Consider the following 17,112-nt stretch of genomic DNA (forward strand, 5'->3'; position numbering starts at 1 on the left):
TTTTAAATATTTATGCCGCGCCTCATACTTATTACCATTTTCTTCCTGTTAGCTGCGCCTCGATTATTATTTTCCCAGTCATACACCTCAGATGGAAGACCTAGCAGAAACCTAAAATTCGCTCTGGGAACCTGCAAAATAGAATTCGAGGATGGAAGCATAGCTGAAGAGAATATCACCTATTATGCTGGTATGCAGCCTTACTTAAGTAGCCAAAGTAATCAGGGCGAAGTGCGTTATTTCCCACATCAGGTTCGCTCTTTCAGTAATAAATATCGCAAGTATGTAACTGTAGGAAATTTCCCTGTTCACTTAAGCTACTCAACAAATATTAACAGAGACTTTGCAGAACTAATTGAATCAGGGCCATTGGAATTGTTAATCCATCAGAGCTACGACGTTTATACAATTCCTGGAGCCAATGGTGCGCAACAGTATGGAGGAATTGGAAGAAGTATTTATCTGCTTCGAAAAGCCGGTGAATTTGCTCCTTTCGCCGCCTATAGTATGACTGGTAAAAGCGATAAACAGTTGCGAGAATCTCTGTCACGTTACCTTTCTTCGCGTCCTGATCTGATTGAGAAGCTGAAGAAAAAATCAATCAGCTACGAAGACATACCTGCTTGCATTCACGCCTATAATACTGGGCAACCGTTGTAGTTTACTTTCCCTATGTCCCGCATTCTTACCGGCATTCAGAGCACTGGCCGCCCCCACCTGGGCAACCTGCTCGGCGCCATCCTTCCGGCCATTGAGCTGTCGAAAAGCACCGCCAACGAGTCGTTGCTGTTCATTGCTGACTTGCACTCGCTGACTACGGTGCGCGATGCCGAGCTACTGCGGCAGAATACGTACGCGGTAGCGGCCTCTTGGCTGGCCTGCGGTTTCGATACCGAGAAGAACATGTTCTACCGCCAGTCGGATGTGCCGCAGGTGACGGAGCTGGCCTGGTACCTCTCCTGCTTCACGCCCTACCCAATGCTGGCCAATGCCCACTCGTTCAAGGACAAGTCGGACCGGCTTTCGGACGTGAATGCGGGCTTGTTCACGTACCCCGTGCTCATGGCGGCGGATATTCTGCTGTATGATGCTGATGTGGTACCCGTGGGCAAAGACCAGATTCAGCACCTGGAAATCACCCGCGACATTGCCTCGGCGTTCAACAACCGCTACGGCGAAACCTTCGTGCTGCCCAAGGCCCGCGCCGACGAGCAGCTGATGACCATCCCTGGCCTAGACGGGCAGAAGATGAGCAAGAGCTACGGCAACATCATCGACATCTTCGTGGATGACAAAGCCCTGCTCAAGACCATCAAGGGTATCGTTTCCGACAGCACTCCGCTGGAGGCCCCTAAAAACCCCGATACCGACACCACCTTCAAGCTGTTCTCCCTGCTGGCGTCACCTACTGATGTAGAAACCATGCGTCAGAACTACCTCAACGGTGGTTATGGCTACGGCCACGCCAAGCAGGCCTTGTTCGAGGTAATCAAGCAGCGCTTTGCCGCCGAGCGCGAGCAATTCAACTTCTACATGAACAACCTTCCCGAGGTAGACCGCAAGCTGGCCGAAGGTGCCCGCAAAGCCCAGGCCTACGGCTCCGAAGTTCTGAACAAAGTCCGGGAGAAAGTAGGTTACTCGCGGCGGTAAGCAATACGTTTACAGGTCACTAAAAGCACGTCATCCTGAGCAGGGCGAAGGATCTTCTCACGTGAGCACTAGCCAATAGGCCAGTTGTTCAAACGTAACAAGATCCTTCGCCCTGCTCAGGATGACGTGCTTTTGGTGCTTATCTAATACGCTAGGCCATCAATGCTTTGGTGGCGCTGCTCGTTGGAGAAGCTGAAGCCTACCTTGCTCGCGCGGCTTACCTGCTGGTTTTCCAGCTTCTGCTTTACGCTGATTTTCTGAATATCGTCGAGCGGGGGCGCGATGAGGTCGTTGTTGACGGCGGCAATCATGGCGCTTTCCACGAAAAGCTTGAGGCCATCGGGCGTCACGGGGTTATCCGACATATCGTTGTCGGGCAGCTCCAACTGCTGCACGCCTTCCAGGAAGTAGTGGTTGTCGATATTGATGAGCAAGCGGCCCACGAGGTAGCCGGGGTCGTTCATGCGCTGGTACTTGATACTGTCGGCGGTGAAGTTGTAGGCCATGATGTGCCCGAAGAACCGCCGGCGGAAATCCTCCTCCACATACTTGGTGGGCATGGGCCCGTAGTCGTCGGGGAAGGTGACGATGTTGGAGTGCAGCACAAACACGAGCAGGTCGCCGGAGAACCGGATGTGGAACTCCATATCGTTAATCGGCCGGTACTCAATCACCACCGTCGAGTCGACGGGCGTAATGCGGCGGCTCAACTCCACCACCAGCTCCTGCGACACTTTTCGCAGCATATCGAAGGTGTTGAGCGTGTTACGGTAGATGGCCTGCTTGGCGGTGGACTTTTGTTTGAGGCCTTCAAAAATCAGGTCGAGGCGGTCAGCGGGCACTTCGCCGGGCGAGCCGGGCTCGTTGGGTGCGGTATTGTCGGTATTGGGAGCCGCCGCGCCGCTGTTTATGGCTGGCGCACCGGGCGTGCCATCATCTAGTTGAGAAGCAGAAACGGCGTTGGAGACGGAATTTTGGGGCGTTTCGTCCATGCAGAAAAGAACAAGGGAACACCTCACTTGAGGCGCGCCGGGTTGGAATAAAATCTGACTATAGGACCTTTCAAGGCCACTTTACGGTACTGGTAGGCAGTAGTACCTACGCAAAGAAGCAGTTTGGGAGTTTCGGTTGCCATTCTGAATGTCACAATTTCAGCGGAGCCGTACGACACACGTCTAGTTCTGCTTACGGCTCCTTGATAGAACTATTTCCCACCGCTGGCGGGGCAGGCAGCCGCTCCGCCAGGGGCCAGGAATTGCTCCGGAAAGCCACTGTGCGCAACCCTTGGTGCGAAAACTCGGGCGCAGCCGACAGCAGCATTTCCTGGGCTGATGGGTGACCTAGCGCCTCTCCTACCGTGCGCACCGCACCAGCCGGAACGTGGCGCTCCTCTAAATCCTGCAGTAATTCTTTCCCGCTTACTTCCGCAATCCGGACCCGCAGGATCTGCTCTAGCTCCTGGCGGTGGGCTACGCGGGCAGCGTTGGTTTGAAAGCGGGCGTCTTCGGCCCACTCGGGGTGGCCTAGCACCGCGCACAAGTGCTGAAATTGACGGTCGGCGCCCACGGCCAGCAGCAGGCGCACGCCATCGGCGGCTTGGTATACTGTGCCGTAGGGCACAATGCTGGGGTGGCCCGAGCCCAGCGGCTGTGGGTCGTGGCCCGTCATGAGGAAGCTGGTAGCCTGGTTGGCTAGGGAGGCTAGGGCGCTATGCAGCAACGACACTTGCACCAGGGCACCTAGGCCAGTCCGCTCCCGCTGATACAGAGCAGTTAGCAGGCCTTCCTTGAGTTGGTGCGCGGTGAGTAGGTCGACCATGGCCACTGGCATTTTCAGGGGCTCCTGGCCCGGCAGCGTATTCAGGTGCATAAAGCCCGCCTCGGCCTGCAGCACGGCATCGTAGCCGGCGCGATTAACGGCAGGGCCATAGCCGGTGATATGGCCGTAGATGAGGCGCGGATGGCTGCCCGACAGCGCCGCATAATCGACGCCCAGTTTCTCGGCGTCGCCGGGTTTGTAGCTGGCCAGTACCACATCAGACTGGCCTACGAGACGCAACACTTCTGCCTTGCCCTCCGGCGTGGTCAGGTCCAGCACCACCGACTGCTTGCCCCAGTTGGCGCAGGAGAAATACGCCGACACCGTAGTATCGGCCGGCTCGGTGGGGGTGCGCCAGGTCCGGGTTACGTCGCCGGTGGGCGCTTCTACCTTCAGCACTTCCGCTCCTAGTTCTGCGAAGAACTGGCCTACCTGCGGGCCGGCCAGCACGGAAGCCAATTCGAGTACTTTTAAGCCAGAAAAAGGAAGTGGAAGGTCAGCAGCAGATTGGGGCATGAAGTGAAGGATGAAGGTCAGCTCGCAAGATAGCCCCGGTCGCGGAGTGCGGGCACGGGGTCGGAGGGCAGTTGCTCCAGACGGCCATTTTGCAGCAGGTACACCACGTCGCAGAGCGGTAGTACCTCGGCGTAGCGGTGGTCGGTGAGCAAGATGCCTTTTCGGGCTTTAGCCTGTTGAAACAGGTCGGCCAGCGTTTCCACGTGCACCGGCATCACGCCCGAAAAGGGCTCATCGAACAGGGAAAATTGCGTGTTGGCGTGCAGCAACAGCAGCACCTGCACCAGCCGAGTAGTACCGCCCGATAGCTCTCCAATGCGGCGGGAAAGCTGGGCGCTCAGGTCCGGAAACCCATCGAGGGCTTGTTGCGCATTTACTCCGAACATGCGGGCGGCCTCCGCTACGGTGAGGCGCTCGGGCAGCAGCGGTACCTGGGGTAAGTAGTTCAGCAGGCCCGGCTGCCGGTACGCGGGGACCACGCGCCGCCCGTTCACCCGCACGGAGGCATCGGGCAGGTGGCGGCCCCCAAATACGGTTTGCAGCAGCGTAGATTTGCCACAGCCGTTGCGCCCCAACAGACCCACCACCTGCCCGGTCTGCACGCGCAGGTACACATCGGAGAGGATGCGCCGCTCCCCGAAGGCGAGCTGAATACCGTCAGCTTCCAGAACGTGCGAAGAAGCTGCGCTCATGGCAGCACGGCATGAAGTAGCAGCACGGCGGCGCTAAATAGGAGCGTATCTGCTACAATTACACCCGCCCACAGCTGCCAGGGCGCAATATGCAGATTCAGGTAAAGCCAGTATTGGTGAGGCCGCAGCTGCTCCGATAGGTACCAGATGACGGAAAACGTGCTCAGCTTAGTCAGCACCAGGCCTAGCGTGAGGGGCAGGGGCCAGTTAGGGAACGGCCCCACGGCCGCCACCGCAAAAATCAGAAGCGAAAACACAACGGCAAACGGCGCCACGGTGCGGTAGAACAGGCCTAGAGCCCGTAGGTACGTAGATATCGTCATGTTTCGCGCGTACTAAGTCAGCCAGGCAACGCGTCAAGTAACAGATTATTCTACCACGCCCAACCGCAGAAACACCGGAAACTCCACCTCCCGCTCGGCCTCGCCCCAGAGGCGCGTTACATCCTCGGCAATGAGTTGCACGGGGTCCTGTCCGTGCTGCTGTTGGTACTTCACCACACTCGACCAAGTGCGCAGGTAGTTCAGGAACCACTCCGCCGACCATTGTCGCCGCACCGGAAACCGGGCGTGCTCTACCTGCGCAAACGGGAAAGGCAGGCGGGCATATTCATCGGTGATGTGCCAGCGGTTGTCGTCCCAGTAGGGGCGCATAGTTTCGTCGTGAAACTTCTGCACTAGCGGGTCCAGCTCGGGGCTGATGCGCAGCAGACCGTAGCCCCATTCGGCCACAGTGGCGCCGGGGTGGCCTACGCGGCTAATTTCCCGGTTAAAGGCCTCCATATCGAACCAGTGCACGGCCTGGGCCACGGTAATCAGGTCGAAGGAATTATCGGGGAAAGGCGTATGCTCGGCGGGCGACAGTTGGTAGGTGATGTTGGGGCGGGCCGGCGCCTGGCCTAGCTGAGCGGCGCTGATATCGGTGGCCTCTACGTGGGCAAAGTGCTCGGCCAATACCGTGGCCACCTGCCCATTGCCGGTGGCACAGTCCCAGGCCCGCTGGCGGCCCGACACCCGCGCCAGCAGAAACGTGTACAGCTCGGCAGGGTAATCGATGCGGTAACGGGCGTAGAGGTCGGCTTGGGTGGAGAAACGGTCGAGGGTAGCCATGGGCGGTAGTTGTTGGTAAGGCGTAGTACAGATTCTCTGCCGATATTTCCCGCAGAGGTCCGCAGGGGTGTACGCAGAAGATTGCGGAAGCAGCTAAGCTCATCCTTCCCGGCAACTCGTACGCCTGCCCAACAACCATCCACCAACCATACCCAATTTATGACTTCTCCTATCCAAGCGGGCCTACTGGCCTACGGCATGTCGGGCCGCATATTTCACGCTCCTTTTCTGGCAGCTCACCCCGGCTTTCAACTGCGGGCAGTGGCGGAGCGCAGCCGCAAGCTGGCCGCCGCCGACTACCCCGATATTATCAGCTACGATTCCGTAGAAGAGCTGCTTCAGGATCCTGAGTTAGACCTGGTCGTTGTTAACACACCTAACTACTCGCATTTCGACCTGGCCAAGCAAGCCTTGGAAGCCGGCAAGCACGTCCTCATTGAAAAGCCGGTGGGCACTACCGCCGCGCAGATATCGGAGCTGTTTGCCTTTGCCCGCGAGCGGAATTTGCAGGTATTTGGCTACCAAAACCGACGCTGGGACAGCGACTTTCAGGCCGTGCGCGAAGTGGTGGAAGGCAGGCAGCTAGGCCAGTTGATTGAAGCGCACCTGCACTTCGACCGCTACAAGCCAGCTATTCATACCAAAGTGTTCAAGGAAGAGCCAACCACACCCGGCGCCGGCCTCAGCTTCGACCTGGGCCCGCACGTGCTGGACCAAGCTCTGAGCCTGTTTGGGCAGCCCGCGAAGGTGGAGAGAACCCTGGGCAGCTACCGGCCCCACTCCCAGGTCAACGACTATTTCCACTATCACCTCTCCTACCCCAGCGGCCTGCACGTGTTTGTGTCGGGCAGCCTGCTCGTGGCCGACCCCGGCCCGGCGTACGTCCTGCACGGCACCCAGGGTAGCTTCCGCCAGCACCGAACCGACGTGCAGGAAGCCCAGCTCGACAAAAAACTACCCCTTTCTGATGCGACGTATGGCCTAGATGCGCCCGGCACGGGCGGCGTGCTCACGGTAGTAAAGCCCGACGGGGAAAAGTCCAGTACTACCATTACCACGCCCCGTGGCAATTATATGGGCTTGTTTGAAGCCATGTATCAGTCGCTAATGAATGGGGCGCCGTTTCCGGTGCGCGAGGAAGAGCTTTTCTGGCAGCTTCAGATTATTGAGCAGTAACCTGAGTGGGTGGCGGGCTGGGCTCACTGCCTATTTGCGGGCTTGTACCGGCAAAACTACAGGGCACGAAATCCTCCTATCTTTGTTGTAACACTATACGCGGTTTGCTGACCCGGAAAGCAAGGTCAGCCATCTATCATTTTAACTCGCTGAACCTTGACGTTTCACGAATTCAATCTCCACGACGACCTACTCGCCGGCGTGGACGCCATGAACTATCAGAATGCCACGCCCATTCAGGAGCAGGCTATTCCCAAAATTCTCGAAGGCAAAGACCTAATCGCCTGCGCTCAAACGGGCACCGGCAAAACGGCAGCGTATCTGCTGCCCCTAATCGATAAGATTTCGCACGCCAAGCACGGCACCACCAGCACCTTGGTACTGGTACCCACGCGTGAGCTGGCCACTCAGATTGATGAGCAGGTAACGGGCTTCGGCTACTTTGTAGAAGCCAGCAGCATTGCCATTTATGGGGGCGGCAAAAGCGAAGGCTGGGAGCAGCAAAAGCGCGCCCTCACCTCCGGCGCCGATATTATTATTGCCACGCCCGGTCGCCTCATTGCCCACATGCAGATGGGCTACGTGAAGTTTGAGCACCTGAAATATCTGGTGCTGGATGAGGCCGATAAGATGATGGACATGGGTTTCTCCGACGATATTCTCAACATCGTGCGGCAGTTGCCCAAGGAGCGCCAGACGCTGCTTTTCTCGGCCACCATGCCGAACAAAATCCGGGAGTTCTCGCGGCAGATTCTCAATGAGCCCGACGAAATCCGTCTGGCCGTATCGAAGCCCGCTGCCGGCATCGACCAGCAATTCTACATGGCCTTTGATCGCCAGAAGATATACCTGCTAGAGCACATTCTGAAAACTCAGGAGGTGCAGAGCATGGTGCTATTTACGAGCCAGAAAGCGGCCGTGGGCGGTATAGTGCGCGCCATTAACAAGCTGGGCTACGAGGCCAAAGGCATTTCCTCGGACCGTACCCAGGAGGAGCGCGAGCAAATCATGCGCGAGTTCAAGAACAAGCAGTTCCCCATTCTGGTGGCGACTGACGTACTAAGCCGCGGTATTGATATCGACAGCCTCTCGCACGTGGTGAACTACGACATCCCGCGCGCCGCCGAGGATTACGTGCACCGCATCGGCCGCACGGCCCGCGCCGCCACCAAAGGCACGGCCATCACCTTCATCTCCGATCAAGACCAGGACCGCGTGGTGAAGATTGAGCAGCTGATTGAGCGTGAGCTGGAGAAGAAGAACATCACCGAAGAGCTAGGCCTAGGCGAAGCTCCGGAGTTTGACCCCAAGCGCTTTGCAGGCCTACGCGGTAAAGTGGGTGGCCGCCCCGAGCGCGGAGGTCGTTCTGGCGGCCACGGCGGTGGTAACCGCGACCGAGGCCCACGCCCCGAAGGTGGTGGCCGTGGCGGCCGCGATGGTAACCGCCCCGCCCGTGCCGGCGCCCCCGACCCTAAAGATCCTAAGCACCAGGAGCGTATTGCTAAGGCCCAAGCGGCCCTAGCTGCCCTCGATGCGGGCCAGGCCCCAGCCGTGCCCTACCAGCGCCCCCCACGCGAAGACCGCCCCGAAGGCAGTGAAAGCCGCCCCCGCCGTGAGCCCCGCGCTCCACGCCCCGAAGGCGAAGCTAGGCCACCCCGCGAGCCGCGGGCCCCTCGCCCACCCCGTGCAGAAGGCGAAGCCGCCGCAGAGCCCCGGGCCGAAGGCGAAAAGCGCGAAGGCCAGCGCCGCCGCAAGCGCGGTGGCCGCGGACGGGGTCCACGCCCGGAGGGTTCCGCTCCCGCCACTGAAGCCACAGCCTCAGCACCAAGCGCTGAGTAGTAGATAGCTCACAAAAAAGCCCCGCTGCGCAAGTAGCGGGGCTTTTTTTGTCTACGTTGACTCTAGGCTCAAAGTGGCTAGTTTGGTCATGTTGTTAATTTACTGCACAGCATGTAGATCAGTATACTCTCCTGCTACAATTAGCTCACGGACTATTGCTGCTCCCGCCTTGCCACCATTTGCCACTGCTACGGCCACCTGCCGCATGAACGTGGTAGCATCGCCGGCGGCGTACAAGCCGGGTACATTGGTGGTGCCAAACTCAGAGGCAGCAATGTGCCCGGTTTCCGTAAGCTCACACCCAAGCTGCTCCGCCAGGTTGCCGGCCAGCCGAATGGGGAAGCGAGCAAAGATGGCCTCAAGGGGGTAGTGTTGTCCGTCGGTGGTGTGCACGGCGGTCAGGTAGCCCGCCGTGTGCTCCAGTGCCCTAATGGGGGTTTCAATAACCGGCACCTGGTGCTGCTCAATAACCGCTCGCTGCTCAGAATCGAAGTCGGCCGGGCCATTCGTGAACAGCGTAAGCTGGCGGCTCCAGTTTCGGATCAAGGTTACCAGCTCGGCGCCGGCCGCACCGTTGGCCAACAGGCCTAGCCGCTGCTCCCGTACCTCGTAGCCGTGGCAAAATGGGCAGTGCAGCACCGAGATACCCCAGCACTCCGCCACGCCCGGAATTGGCGCTAGCTCGTCAATCACGCCGGTAGCTAGCAGGAGTTTCCGAGAGGAAAAGGTTTCGCCGGATTGCGTCTGGATCTGAAAGCCTCCGTCAGACGCTTCCGCATTAATGACTGTGTTGGTAAGGAAGGAAACGGTGGGATACTGGGCTACTTGCTCGCGGGCTATGGCGGCAATAGCGGCGGGGGTCTCTCCGTCGCGGGTTAGGTAGCTATGTGAGTGCGGCGTTTGCCGATTACACGGACGTTGATTATCTATGACCAACACTTGGCGCATCGAGCGCCCGAGGAGCATTGCCGCGCTTAACCCAGCGTAGCTACCTCCTACTATTATCACATCAAGCTTATTCATAGTACTTTACTAAAATGCAACTTTGTTTCATTAACAAAACTAGTCGAGTTGATAAATAATTGCAACATTGTTTCATAAATAAATAGATGCATAAGAAAGCCCGGTCTGAGCCGGGTTTTCTTGTTTTAGTGGGAAGACTAGGCCAAATAAATATTCAAGCGCACTTTGCCATTTTACTTCTCCTCCCGGACAGTAGCGCGGGCAACTAAATACGCCGGCAGTTTTTGCACTGACTGATTTAATGTCGCTATATTTTGCCGCTGTTGGGTCTTATCGGTGAGGTACTGGTTGTAATTGAGGAATAAGTAATACGCCAGCAGTCTGTTAAATGCGTCCAGGTTAGAATCTTCTACCGTCGACAGTAAGCGCTGTTCTAATTCTCGGGGCTGCTCTGTTTCGGCTAATGCTCGCCCAATGCGGTTTACGGCACCGAAATAATGGTTCTTACTCGGATTGTCAATTCGTAGGATGATTCCCAGCAGCAGGTCAGGCACGTTAATGTCCAATTCTTCTAATTCCCGCAAGTAGGTCTGGCGTTTTTCCCAGGCGTAGCTGCCATCCGACATCCGCTCAAACCGGTCGTTCATAATGTCGAGGTGAGCCCGCAGGAAGGTTTCCCAGTTCACAGCCTCCGCCGAAAGCTGCGCAATGCCCAGGGCGTGCAACCGGGGGCTGTCGTCTTGGCTGCAGCCCCCTACCACCCGGCGGCTCCGTTTGAGCAGCAGGGCTCTTGCAGGCGAGTAATAGCGGGCTACGTATTCCTCAAACTCATCTGAGGTAGTACCCAGCGCGGCATCATCCGTAGCGGCTTTTACCAACAGTTCCCGGAAGCGTGGGGTCTGGGCAATAGCATCTACCTTCTGAAGCCGTAGCGAATCCCACTCGCGGTACGCTCGCCACTGTGCTTTCTGCTCCTCCTCACTGATATTATCATTGTACTCAACAACCGGGCGCTTGGTCTGCTGGTGCACAAACTGCAAGAGCGCAGCTTGGCTTGCCGTTTCCTTCTGTGGCATTCGTACGCCAGTGCGTTTTGCCGCGGGCAAGTAGATCTGTGCAGTGGTGTCCACGAGGCAATCCGCGTACTGCACCCACATAGCGTATGATTTGGCCAGCGGCTTCCGGGACAGTCCTTCCGGGAAGTAGAATGCCTCCACATAAGGTTTTGGGTAGCCTCGCTTCTCATATTCTACAATCCACTTTCCCGAAGCAAGAGTGCTAGCCGAGGCATGACCATCCGTCGAAATAGTATAGTCGCCGCGCCCGTTTAGCGGAATACTGCGGTATTCTGTTGACGAGTGCGACTTGCCCTCGTACTCGTCCTGCTCGTGGGTAGCTACTACCAGCAGCCCAGGTTCTTGCTTGGCGGCCGGAAACTGGCGCAGAAAGTCGTCTACGGTAGTGCCCGACCTCAGCAGTTTGGCGGCCGCCGCCAAGTCTCCTTTTTCCAACCGAACGTAGGTGGCCTACCCCTGCCACTTGCCCTGATACACCCGCGACAAATCACAGACCTTGTGGCGCAGGTTTAGCGAATCTACTATTCGCTGCAGCCGGCTCATGGTACGCGGTGAGTAGAGCAAGCCGTTAGCAGTTGGTCCAAACTCGCCAACTGGCGTGGCTGGCATAGTTGATTGGGCGCGGCAAGTGGTTAACCCGGCCCATACACACGAAATAAGTATCCATATTCTCATAACATACTGCGGCGCAATACCGGGCCGCGAACGGGCTATGGTTGAGTAAATCAACGATGCTCGTTTTGCCCGTTTTGCACACGATGGCCCAGAAAAATTTCTGAGACGCAGTACTTACAGCACCTGGCCTAGCCCGAACAGCAGCGTAAACACGAGCGTAGTAAGGGCCATTTGCTTTAGCAGTGGGTCGAGCTGCATAGAGTCTTGGCGCTGCCACACGGAAAGGGCGTTGCGGAAAAGCAGTGGAGCCGACAGTACAAACAGCCACTGCCAGGGCGAGTGATATGTGAGGGCCACGTATACCACGGCGCAGCCAAAGCCCAGCAGCAACAGCAGCCAGTGGTAGCGGCGCGCCCGTACGGGGCCGAGGCGCACCGGAATCGTGATTTTGCCGGCTAGCTCGTCGGAGCGGATGTCGCGGATATTGTTTACGTTGAGTACAGCCGTGGCAAAGCAGCCCAGCGCGGCGGCGGGCAGTAGCACCGGCAGCGGCAGGGCCTCCGTCCAGGTGGGTACTTGGCTGTAGGCCTGCAGGAAGTAGGTGCCGCACACGCCTACCATTCCGAAGAAGATAAACACCGACAAGTCGCCCAAGCCAGCGTACCCGTAGGGCTTGGAGCCAGCAGTATAGTTCACCGCGGCCCATATGGCCGACAGGCCTAGCACGAAAAACGCCGTGAAAATCCAGGCACCGGCGGTACCCAGCGCTACCCAGAGCAACGCTAGGCCACTCACAAGTGAGAGCAGTCCAAACACGCCCATGCCCTTCTTCATCTGCTGGGGCGAGATGGCGCCACTCTGTACGGCCCGCTGCGGACCTTCGCGGTGCACACTATCGGCGCCGTTTTGGGAGTCGCCGTAGTCGTTGGCGAGGTTGCTCAGGATCTGCAGCAGAATGGTAGTCAGAGCCGCTAGGCCTACCACCGCGCCGCGGAACTGCCCGTGGCTGGCAGCCAAGAAGCCCCCGGCCATAATGCTGGCCAGAGCCAAGGGGAGTGTACGGGGTCGGAAGGCCGAAATCCAGGCTTTAGCAGGACTAATGGGGGCAGCGGGAGTGGCAGAAGAAGCCATTGAGATAAACTGTAACGGTTATGCTAAATCAGGCGGACAGTAAGCACGATCAGCAAAGAGAATGTCATGCTGAGCTTGCCGAAGCATCTTGCCAGAGGATAATCCTTAGTCTAAAATAGAGTCGCCATACAGAACTCATTTCTAGGCCAGTTGGGCGGCATCTGATGAGCTAACTCACCGAGGCCAGCATGATGAGTTGGCTACTGGAAAGCGGGGCCGAAGGCCATAATTCGTTCGGCGGATAGCTCTGAAAAGTGGCGGATTACTAGATCGGCGTGGCTCAGGTCTTGCATGGGCGAGTGCTCACTGTCGTAGCCAATGCAGTAAAGGCCGGCGGCTTTGGCGGCGGTAACACCGTTGGCGGAGTCTTCAATCACCACGCATTCGGTTTTGGGCGCTTTGGAGCGGGAGGCGGCAAACTCAAAAATGGCCGGATCGGGCTTGGAGCGCGGGAAGTCCTCGCCGCTGATGAGGTCAGTGAAGTAGGGGCCAATGCCGAACCGCCGCATTACGCGGTCAATAGTAGACTTGGAAGCTGACGACGCCAGGATGATTTGCACCCCGTGTTGGTGCAGGTCCTCCAGCAAAGTCCGCACTCCATCGTGCAGATCGAGGTCGGGCTTTTCATCGAAAGCCCGGTTGAAAAACTCGCGCTTGCTCATCACCAACTCCTCTACCGAAGGCGCTAGGCCATACTTGTCTTTCAAATACTGGTACACGTTTTTGGTAGAGCGGCCCGTGAACGTGGTGTACTCCTCCTCGGATACCTGAATTCCGAGCTCATCGAAGTGCCGGAAGTAGGCGTAGCGGTGTACGGGCTCGGTGTCGACGATGACGCCATCCATGTCGAAAATAACGGTGCGAATCATGCGGAGTGTGGTCTGTGGTGGCGAAGGTAGAGAAACCTAGTGCTTCCCCTACTACGAAAAACAGCAGCCTGCGCTTTCCGCGCCGGAGGCACTACGGAAAGCACAGGCTGCCACCTAAATCTGTTACGTTACACTCTATTTCAGCACCGCCGACACCAGCTCATCGCTCATGGGTTTCACTTTCGAGGGGTAGAACGCCACCACATGACCCTGCTCATCTACCAGGTACTTGCAGAAATTCCAGGTGGGCGCATCCCCTACCGCTCCGTTCTTCGACTTATCAGCCAAGAACTTGTAGAGCGGAGCCGTGTCGTCGCCCTTCACCGAGATTTTGCTGAACAGCGGGAACGTCACACCGTAGTTCTTCTCGCAGAAGGAGGCAATCTGCGCCTCGGTGCCGGGTTCCTGCCCACCGAAGTTGTTAGCCGGGAAGCCCAGCACTACCACCTTATCCCCGTGCTTCTTGTAGAGCTCTTCCAACTCCTTATACTGCGGAGTATAACCGCACTCCGAGGCCGTGTTCACGATGAGCAGCTTTTTGCCTTTGTACTGGCTCAGCTTCACGTCTTTGCCATCAATAGATTTCACGGTGAAGTCGTAGACGGTGCCGGCGGCGGGAGCAGTGGTTTCGGTCATGGCAGGAGTTGAGTTGTGGTAAAGTGACAGGCCGCTGGCCAGCAGCGCCCCAAGCAGTACAAAAGCTTTCATGGGATGAGGATGAGGGGAATTGTCAGTGACAAACCGAAGAGTATACGCAAAGTTTGAAGGCAAATACTGCTTCGTTGCAGACTCCTAGGCCACTTAGATTAGTCAGAGGTAGAGATGCTTCGACAAGCTCAGCATGACGTTCCAGGTTCCAGGTATTGCAATTGCCTACGTGGTGCGTGGGGTCAGCCACTTCTCCAGTGCAATGGGTTGGTAGGCCAGCATCTCCTCAATCAGGCCGTTGGGGTCGGGGTTGCTCAGGAGCTGCTGACGGTTTTCGCGGCGCAGCAGGCCTTCCTCCACCATGTGATCGAGGGCGCGAAGTAGGTGGTCGTAGAAGCCGGCCACGCCCAGCACCCCAATGGGCTTTTTGTGCAGGCCTAGCTGGCCCCAGGTCAGCACCTCAAACAACTCTTCGAGCGTGCCGAAACCGCCGGGCATAGCCACAAAGCCTTCGGCCAGGTCGGCCATCAGCAGCTTGCGCTCGTGCATGCTCTTCACAATGTGCAGTTCCGTCACGCCGCGATGCTCCACTTCTTTGGCCACCAGAAAATCGGGAATCACGCCGATAACCTTGCCGCCGTGGGCCAATACGCTGTCGGCTACGGCCCCCATGAGGCCTACACGGCCTCCGCCATACACCAGCGTCATGTCGCGCTCGGCCAGCACCCGCCCCATTTCCTGGGCTTGCTGGGCATAAATTTCATTGGTTCCGGCACTAGAGCCGCAATACACTGCTACGCTTTTCATTCTATGTAAGTGAGTTAATAACGAAAGAAAAACAGCAGCAACGCCAACCGTTGGCGTTGCTGCTGTATGGTTGATGGTGAAGCGCAAGCCAAGAGCGTTGCGCTACCTTCTTACATGCGCTCAGGCACCTGAATACCTAGCAGGCCCATGCTAGCTTTGATAGCTTTGCCCGCCTCAGCCGACAAGGCCACGTAGAACGCCCGGTACGTTTCGTTTGGCTCGGTAAAGATTTTTACTTCCGTATAGAAACGGTTGTAGGCCCGGGCTATATCGTAGGCGAACTGGCCTACCACGGCCGGCGAGAACGTGCGGGCGGCTTCCTGCACCACGCTCTGGTAGCGGCCCAGTTCCTGCACCATTTCACGGGCCGAAGCCGGCAGAGTAGTAATAGAGCTGGTGTTGGCATTCGTGGGGATGCTCATTTCACCAGCCTTGCGCAAAATAGCGGCAATCCGAGCATGGGAGTATTGGATAAAGGGTCCGGTGTCACCTTCCAACTGCACCGACTCTTCCGGGTTGAAAAGCATACGCTTCTTAGGATCCACTTTCAGCAGGTAATACTTCAGAGCACCTAAGCCTAAAGTATGATAGAGTTGAGCAAGCTCCTCCTCGTTCAACCCTTCGGTTTTACCCTTCTTAAGCGTAGCCTCCTTGGCAGCTTCCACTACTTCGCGCACCAGCTCGTCGGCGTCTACTACGGTGCCTTCGCGCGACTTCATCTTGCCCGAGGGCAAGTCTACCATGCCGTAGCTGAGATGGTAGATGGCATCGGCGTAGGGCTTGCCTAGCTTCTTGAGCACCGCCTTCAGCACCTGCATGTGGTAGTTCTGCTCGTCGGCAATGACGTACACTGAGAGGTCGTAGTGGAAGTCCTGGAACTTCAGCTCAGCCGTGCCCAGGTCTTGGGTGATGTACACGGAGGTGCCATCGGCGCGCAGCAGCAGCTTCTCGTCGAGGCCTTCTTCTTTGAGGTCAACCCACACCGAGCCATCGTCCTTCTTGAAGAACACACCCTTCTGCAGACCTTCCTCTACCCGCTCTTTGCCCAGCAGGTAGGTACCCGACTCATAGTAGTACTTGTCGAAATCGACGCCGATATTCTGGTAGGTAGCATCGAAACCTTCGTACACCCAGCCGTTCATCTGCTTCCAGAGGGCTACCACTTCTTCGTCGCCGGCTTCCCAGGCGCGCAGCATGTCTTGGGCCTCCAGCATCATGGGGGCCTGGCGCTTGGCTACTTCGGCCGCCACGCCTTCGGCTTCAAGCTGCTTCACCTGCTCGCGGTAGTGCTTCTCAAACAGCACGTAGTACTTGCCGGCTAGGTGGTCGCCCTTAATGCCCGCGCTCTGGGGGGTTTCGCCGTTGCCGTACTGCTGGTAGGCCAGCATCGACTTACAGATGTGGATGCCCCGGTCGTTTACGAGGTTGGCCTTGGTAACCGTAGCGCCGGTAGCTTGCAGAATCTCGGCTACCGAGTAGCCGAGGAAGTTGTTGCGCAGGTGGCCTAGGTGCAGGGGCTTGTTGGTGTTGGGCGACGAATATTCCACCACCACATTCTGGGGGCCGCCGGTTTCTACGGGCGCTCCAGCGGGCGTCTGGCGCAGCTGCTCAAACACGTCCAGCCAAGCTGCATCGGCTATTTCCAGGTTCAGGAAGCCTTTCACCACATTGTAGCCCGATACCAGCGGCTCGTTGGCCACCAGCCAGTCGCCGATACCCTGCCCAATTTGCTCGGGGCCTTTGCCAATGGCTTTGGTGAAAGGAAACGTCACGAGCGTAAACTGGCCCGCGAATTCCTTGCGCGTGGGCTGCAGCGCCAGCTGGGGCGAGGCCACCTCTACGTCGAATACGTTCTTAATGGCGGCACCAAGGGCCGCTTTGAGGGTTTGTTGGAGTTGTTGCACGGATACGAAAGCGATACGCTTGGTAAGAAGCCGAACAGTCGGCTTCCGGAAGATGAAAATTTGGAGATGAAACCACGGATGCAGCGTAAACCCCGAATAGGCCTAGCGCCCACACTCCCCGTTGCTACAGGCTTCGCGGCGACTGACCTACCCTGGCTTACGCTAGAGTCGTCGTTGATTTCGGGTCCAAAGAGTCGGCTTCATAAGGAGTTGATGCGGACACCGCTCCGGGCTTCCGCTGCTACAAAGGTAGAAACCCCGGCCGGATGCCTCTTGAAAAAGTTAGGTGGCGCCAGTAA

Annotated in this window: 16 protein-coding genes; 4 read left to right on the forward strand and 12 right to left on the reverse strand. The window is 57.5% G+C overall.

From position 1 onward, the window contains the following. The first annotated feature begins 12 nt into the window (after positions 1-12). Together EU556_RS17640 and trpS are read left to right on the forward strand one after the other, a co-directional pair. Complete coding sequence (locus tag EU556_RS17640; protein WP_135435431.1) at positions 13-660, forward strand: hypothetical protein; 648 nt, start codon at positions 13-15, stop codon at positions 658-660. A gap of 12 nt (positions 661-672) precedes the next feature. Further along, positions 673-1,650, forward strand: coding sequence for a tryptophan--tRNA ligase (gene trpS / locus EU556_RS17645; RefSeq protein WP_135435432.1), 978 nt, complete (start codon positions 673-675; stop codon positions 1,648-1,650). A 143-nt stretch (positions 1,651-1,793) separates the two neighbouring features. Here the strand turns inward: trpS and EU556_RS17650 are convergent, their stop codons facing one another. The 5 genes from EU556_RS17650 to EU556_RS17670 form a co-directional block, all read right to left on the reverse strand. Beyond that, on the reverse strand, positions 1,794-2,642 hold the full coding sequence (locus EU556_RS17650; protein WP_245327753.1) for a hypothetical protein: 849 nt from the start codon (positions 2,640-2,642) through the stop codon (positions 1,794-1,796). A gap of 193 nt (positions 2,643-2,835) precedes the next feature. Beyond that, positions 2,836-3,984, reverse strand: coding sequence for a CaiB/BaiF CoA transferase family protein (locus EU556_RS17655; protein WP_135435433.1), 1,149 nt, complete (start codon positions 3,982-3,984; stop codon positions 2,836-2,838). Positions 3,985-4,001: 17 nt separating this feature from the next. Next, a complete protein-coding gene (locus EU556_RS17660) occupies positions 4,002-4,676 on the reverse strand; it encodes an ATP-binding cassette domain-containing protein (RefSeq protein ID WP_135435434.1) in 675 nt (224 codons plus the stop codon). Next, positions 4,673-4,999 carry a hypothetical protein gene (locus EU556_RS17665; RefSeq protein WP_135435435.1) on the reverse strand — a complete coding sequence of 109 codons (327 nt, stop codon included), beginning with the start codon at positions 4,997-4,999 and terminating at the stop codon, positions 4,673-4,675. The genes EU556_RS17660 and EU556_RS17665 overlap by 4 nt, the downstream gene beginning before the upstream one ends. Positions 5,000-5,044: 45 nt before the next feature. Further along, entirely contained in the window at positions 5,045-5,785 is a 741-nt protein-coding gene (locus tag EU556_RS17670) for a class I SAM-dependent methyltransferase (RefSeq protein ID WP_135435436.1), read from the reverse strand. A 159-nt stretch (positions 5,786-5,944) separates the two neighbouring features. Between EU556_RS17670 and EU556_RS17675 the strand changes: the two genes are divergently transcribed. Continuing rightward, positions 5,945-6,961, forward strand: a complete 1,017-nt coding sequence (locus EU556_RS17675; protein WP_135435437.1) for a Gfo/Idh/MocA family oxidoreductase — start codon at positions 5,945-5,947, stop codon at positions 6,959-6,961. A gap of 156 nt (positions 6,962-7,117) precedes the next feature. After that, on the forward strand, positions 7,118-8,800 hold the full coding sequence (locus EU556_RS17680) for a DEAD/DEAH box helicase (RefSeq protein WP_394346116.1): 1,683 nt from the start codon (positions 7,118-7,120) through the stop codon (positions 8,798-8,800). Between the two features lie 99 nt (positions 8,801-8,899). Here EU556_RS17680 and EU556_RS17685 read toward each other — a convergent pair whose 3' ends face one another. The 7 genes from EU556_RS17685 to argS form a co-directional block, all read right to left on the reverse strand. Beyond that, entirely contained in the window at positions 8,900-9,823 is a 924-nt protein-coding gene (locus EU556_RS17685; protein ID WP_135435438.1) for an NAD(P)/FAD-dependent oxidoreductase, read from the reverse strand. 173 nt (positions 9,824-9,996) lie between these two features. Then, entirely contained in the window at positions 9,997-11,274 is a 1,278-nt protein-coding gene (locus EU556_RS17690) for a hypothetical protein (protein WP_135435439.1), read from the reverse strand. A 354-nt stretch (positions 11,275-11,628) separates the two neighbouring features. Next, positions 11,629-12,585 (reverse strand): 1,4-dihydroxy-2-naphthoate polyprenyltransferase, encoded by a 957-nt coding sequence (locus EU556_RS17695; protein ID WP_135435440.1) that lies wholly within the window; start codon positions 12,583-12,585, stop codon positions 11,629-11,631. A 200-nt stretch (positions 12,586-12,785) separates the two neighbouring features. Then, a complete protein-coding gene (locus tag EU556_RS17700; protein WP_135435441.1) occupies positions 12,786-13,454 on the reverse strand; it encodes an HAD family hydrolase in 669 nt (222 codons plus the stop codon). A gap of 135 nt (positions 13,455-13,589) precedes the next feature. Then, the gene (locus tag EU556_RS17705; protein ID WP_135435442.1) at positions 13,590-14,162 is read right to left on the reverse strand and encodes a glutathione peroxidase; all 573 of its coding nucleotides are present in this window, start codon (positions 14,160-14,162) and stop codon (positions 13,590-13,592) included. 165 nt (positions 14,163-14,327) lie between these two features. Further along, positions 14,328-14,909, reverse strand: coding sequence for an LOG family protein (locus tag EU556_RS17710; protein WP_135435443.1), 582 nt, complete (start codon positions 14,907-14,909; stop codon positions 14,328-14,330). Positions 14,910-15,019: 110 nt separating this feature from the next. After that, positions 15,020-16,813, reverse strand: coding sequence for an arginine--tRNA ligase (gene argS, locus EU556_RS17715; protein ID WP_135435444.1), 1,794 nt, complete (start codon positions 16,811-16,813; stop codon positions 15,020-15,022). Positions 16,814-17,112 lie beyond the last annotated feature (299 nt).

The organism is Hymenobacter fodinae (assembly GCF_004745825.1).
Taxonomy (GTDB): Bacteria; Bacteroidota; Bacteroidia; order Cytophagales; family Hymenobacteraceae; genus Hymenobacter; species Hymenobacter fodinae.

Excerpts from the sequence above, each read along its gene's own strand:
- EU556_RS17670 (WP_135435436.1), bottom strand. The coding sequence starts at position 5,785 with ATGGCTACCCTCGACCGTTTCTCCACCCAAGCCGACCTCTACGCCCGT.
- EU556_RS17655 (WP_135435433.1), bottom strand. The coding sequence starts at position 3,984 with ATGCCCCAATCTGCTGCTGACCTTCCACTTCCTTTTTCTGGCTTAAAA.
- trpS (WP_135435432.1), top strand. The coding sequence starts at position 673 with ATGTCCCGCATTCTTACCGGCATTCAGAGCACTGGCCGCCCCCACCTG.
- EU556_RS17700 (WP_135435441.1), bottom strand. The coding sequence starts at position 13,454 with ATGATTCGCACCGTTATTTTCGACATGGATGGCGTCATCGTCGACACC.
- EU556_RS17665 (WP_135435435.1), bottom strand. The coding sequence starts at position 4,999 with ATGACGATATCTACGTACCTACGGGCTCTAGGCCTGTTCTACCGCACC.
- EU556_RS17705 (WP_135435442.1), bottom strand. The coding sequence starts at position 14,162 with ATGAAAGCTTTTGTACTGCTTGGGGCGCTGCTGGCCAGCGGCCTGTCA.
- EU556_RS17640 (WP_135435431.1), top strand. The coding sequence starts at position 13 with ATGCCGCGCCTCATACTTATTACCATTTTCTTCCTGTTAGCTGCGCCT.
- EU556_RS17685 (WP_135435438.1), bottom strand. The coding sequence starts at position 9,823 with ATGAATAAGCTTGATGTGATAATAGTAGGAGGTAGCTACGCTGGGTTA.
- EU556_RS17695 (WP_135435440.1), bottom strand. The coding sequence starts at position 12,585 with ATGGCTTCTTCTGCCACTCCCGCTGCCCCCATTAGTCCTGCTAAAGCC.
- EU556_RS17710 (WP_135435443.1), bottom strand. The coding sequence starts at position 14,909 with ATGAAAAGCGTAGCAGTGTATTGCGGCTCTAGTGCCGGAACCAATGAA.
- EU556_RS17675 (WP_135435437.1), top strand. The coding sequence starts at position 5,945 with ATGACTTCTCCTATCCAAGCGGGCCTACTGGCCTACGGCATGTCGGGC.
- EU556_RS17660 (WP_135435434.1), bottom strand. The coding sequence starts at position 4,676 with ATGAGCGCAGCTTCTTCGCACGTTCTGGAAGCTGACGGTATTCAGCTC.
- EU556_RS17650 (WP_245327753.1), bottom strand. The coding sequence starts at position 2,642 with ATGGACGAAACGCCCCAAAATTCCGTCTCCAACGCCGTTTCTGCTTCT.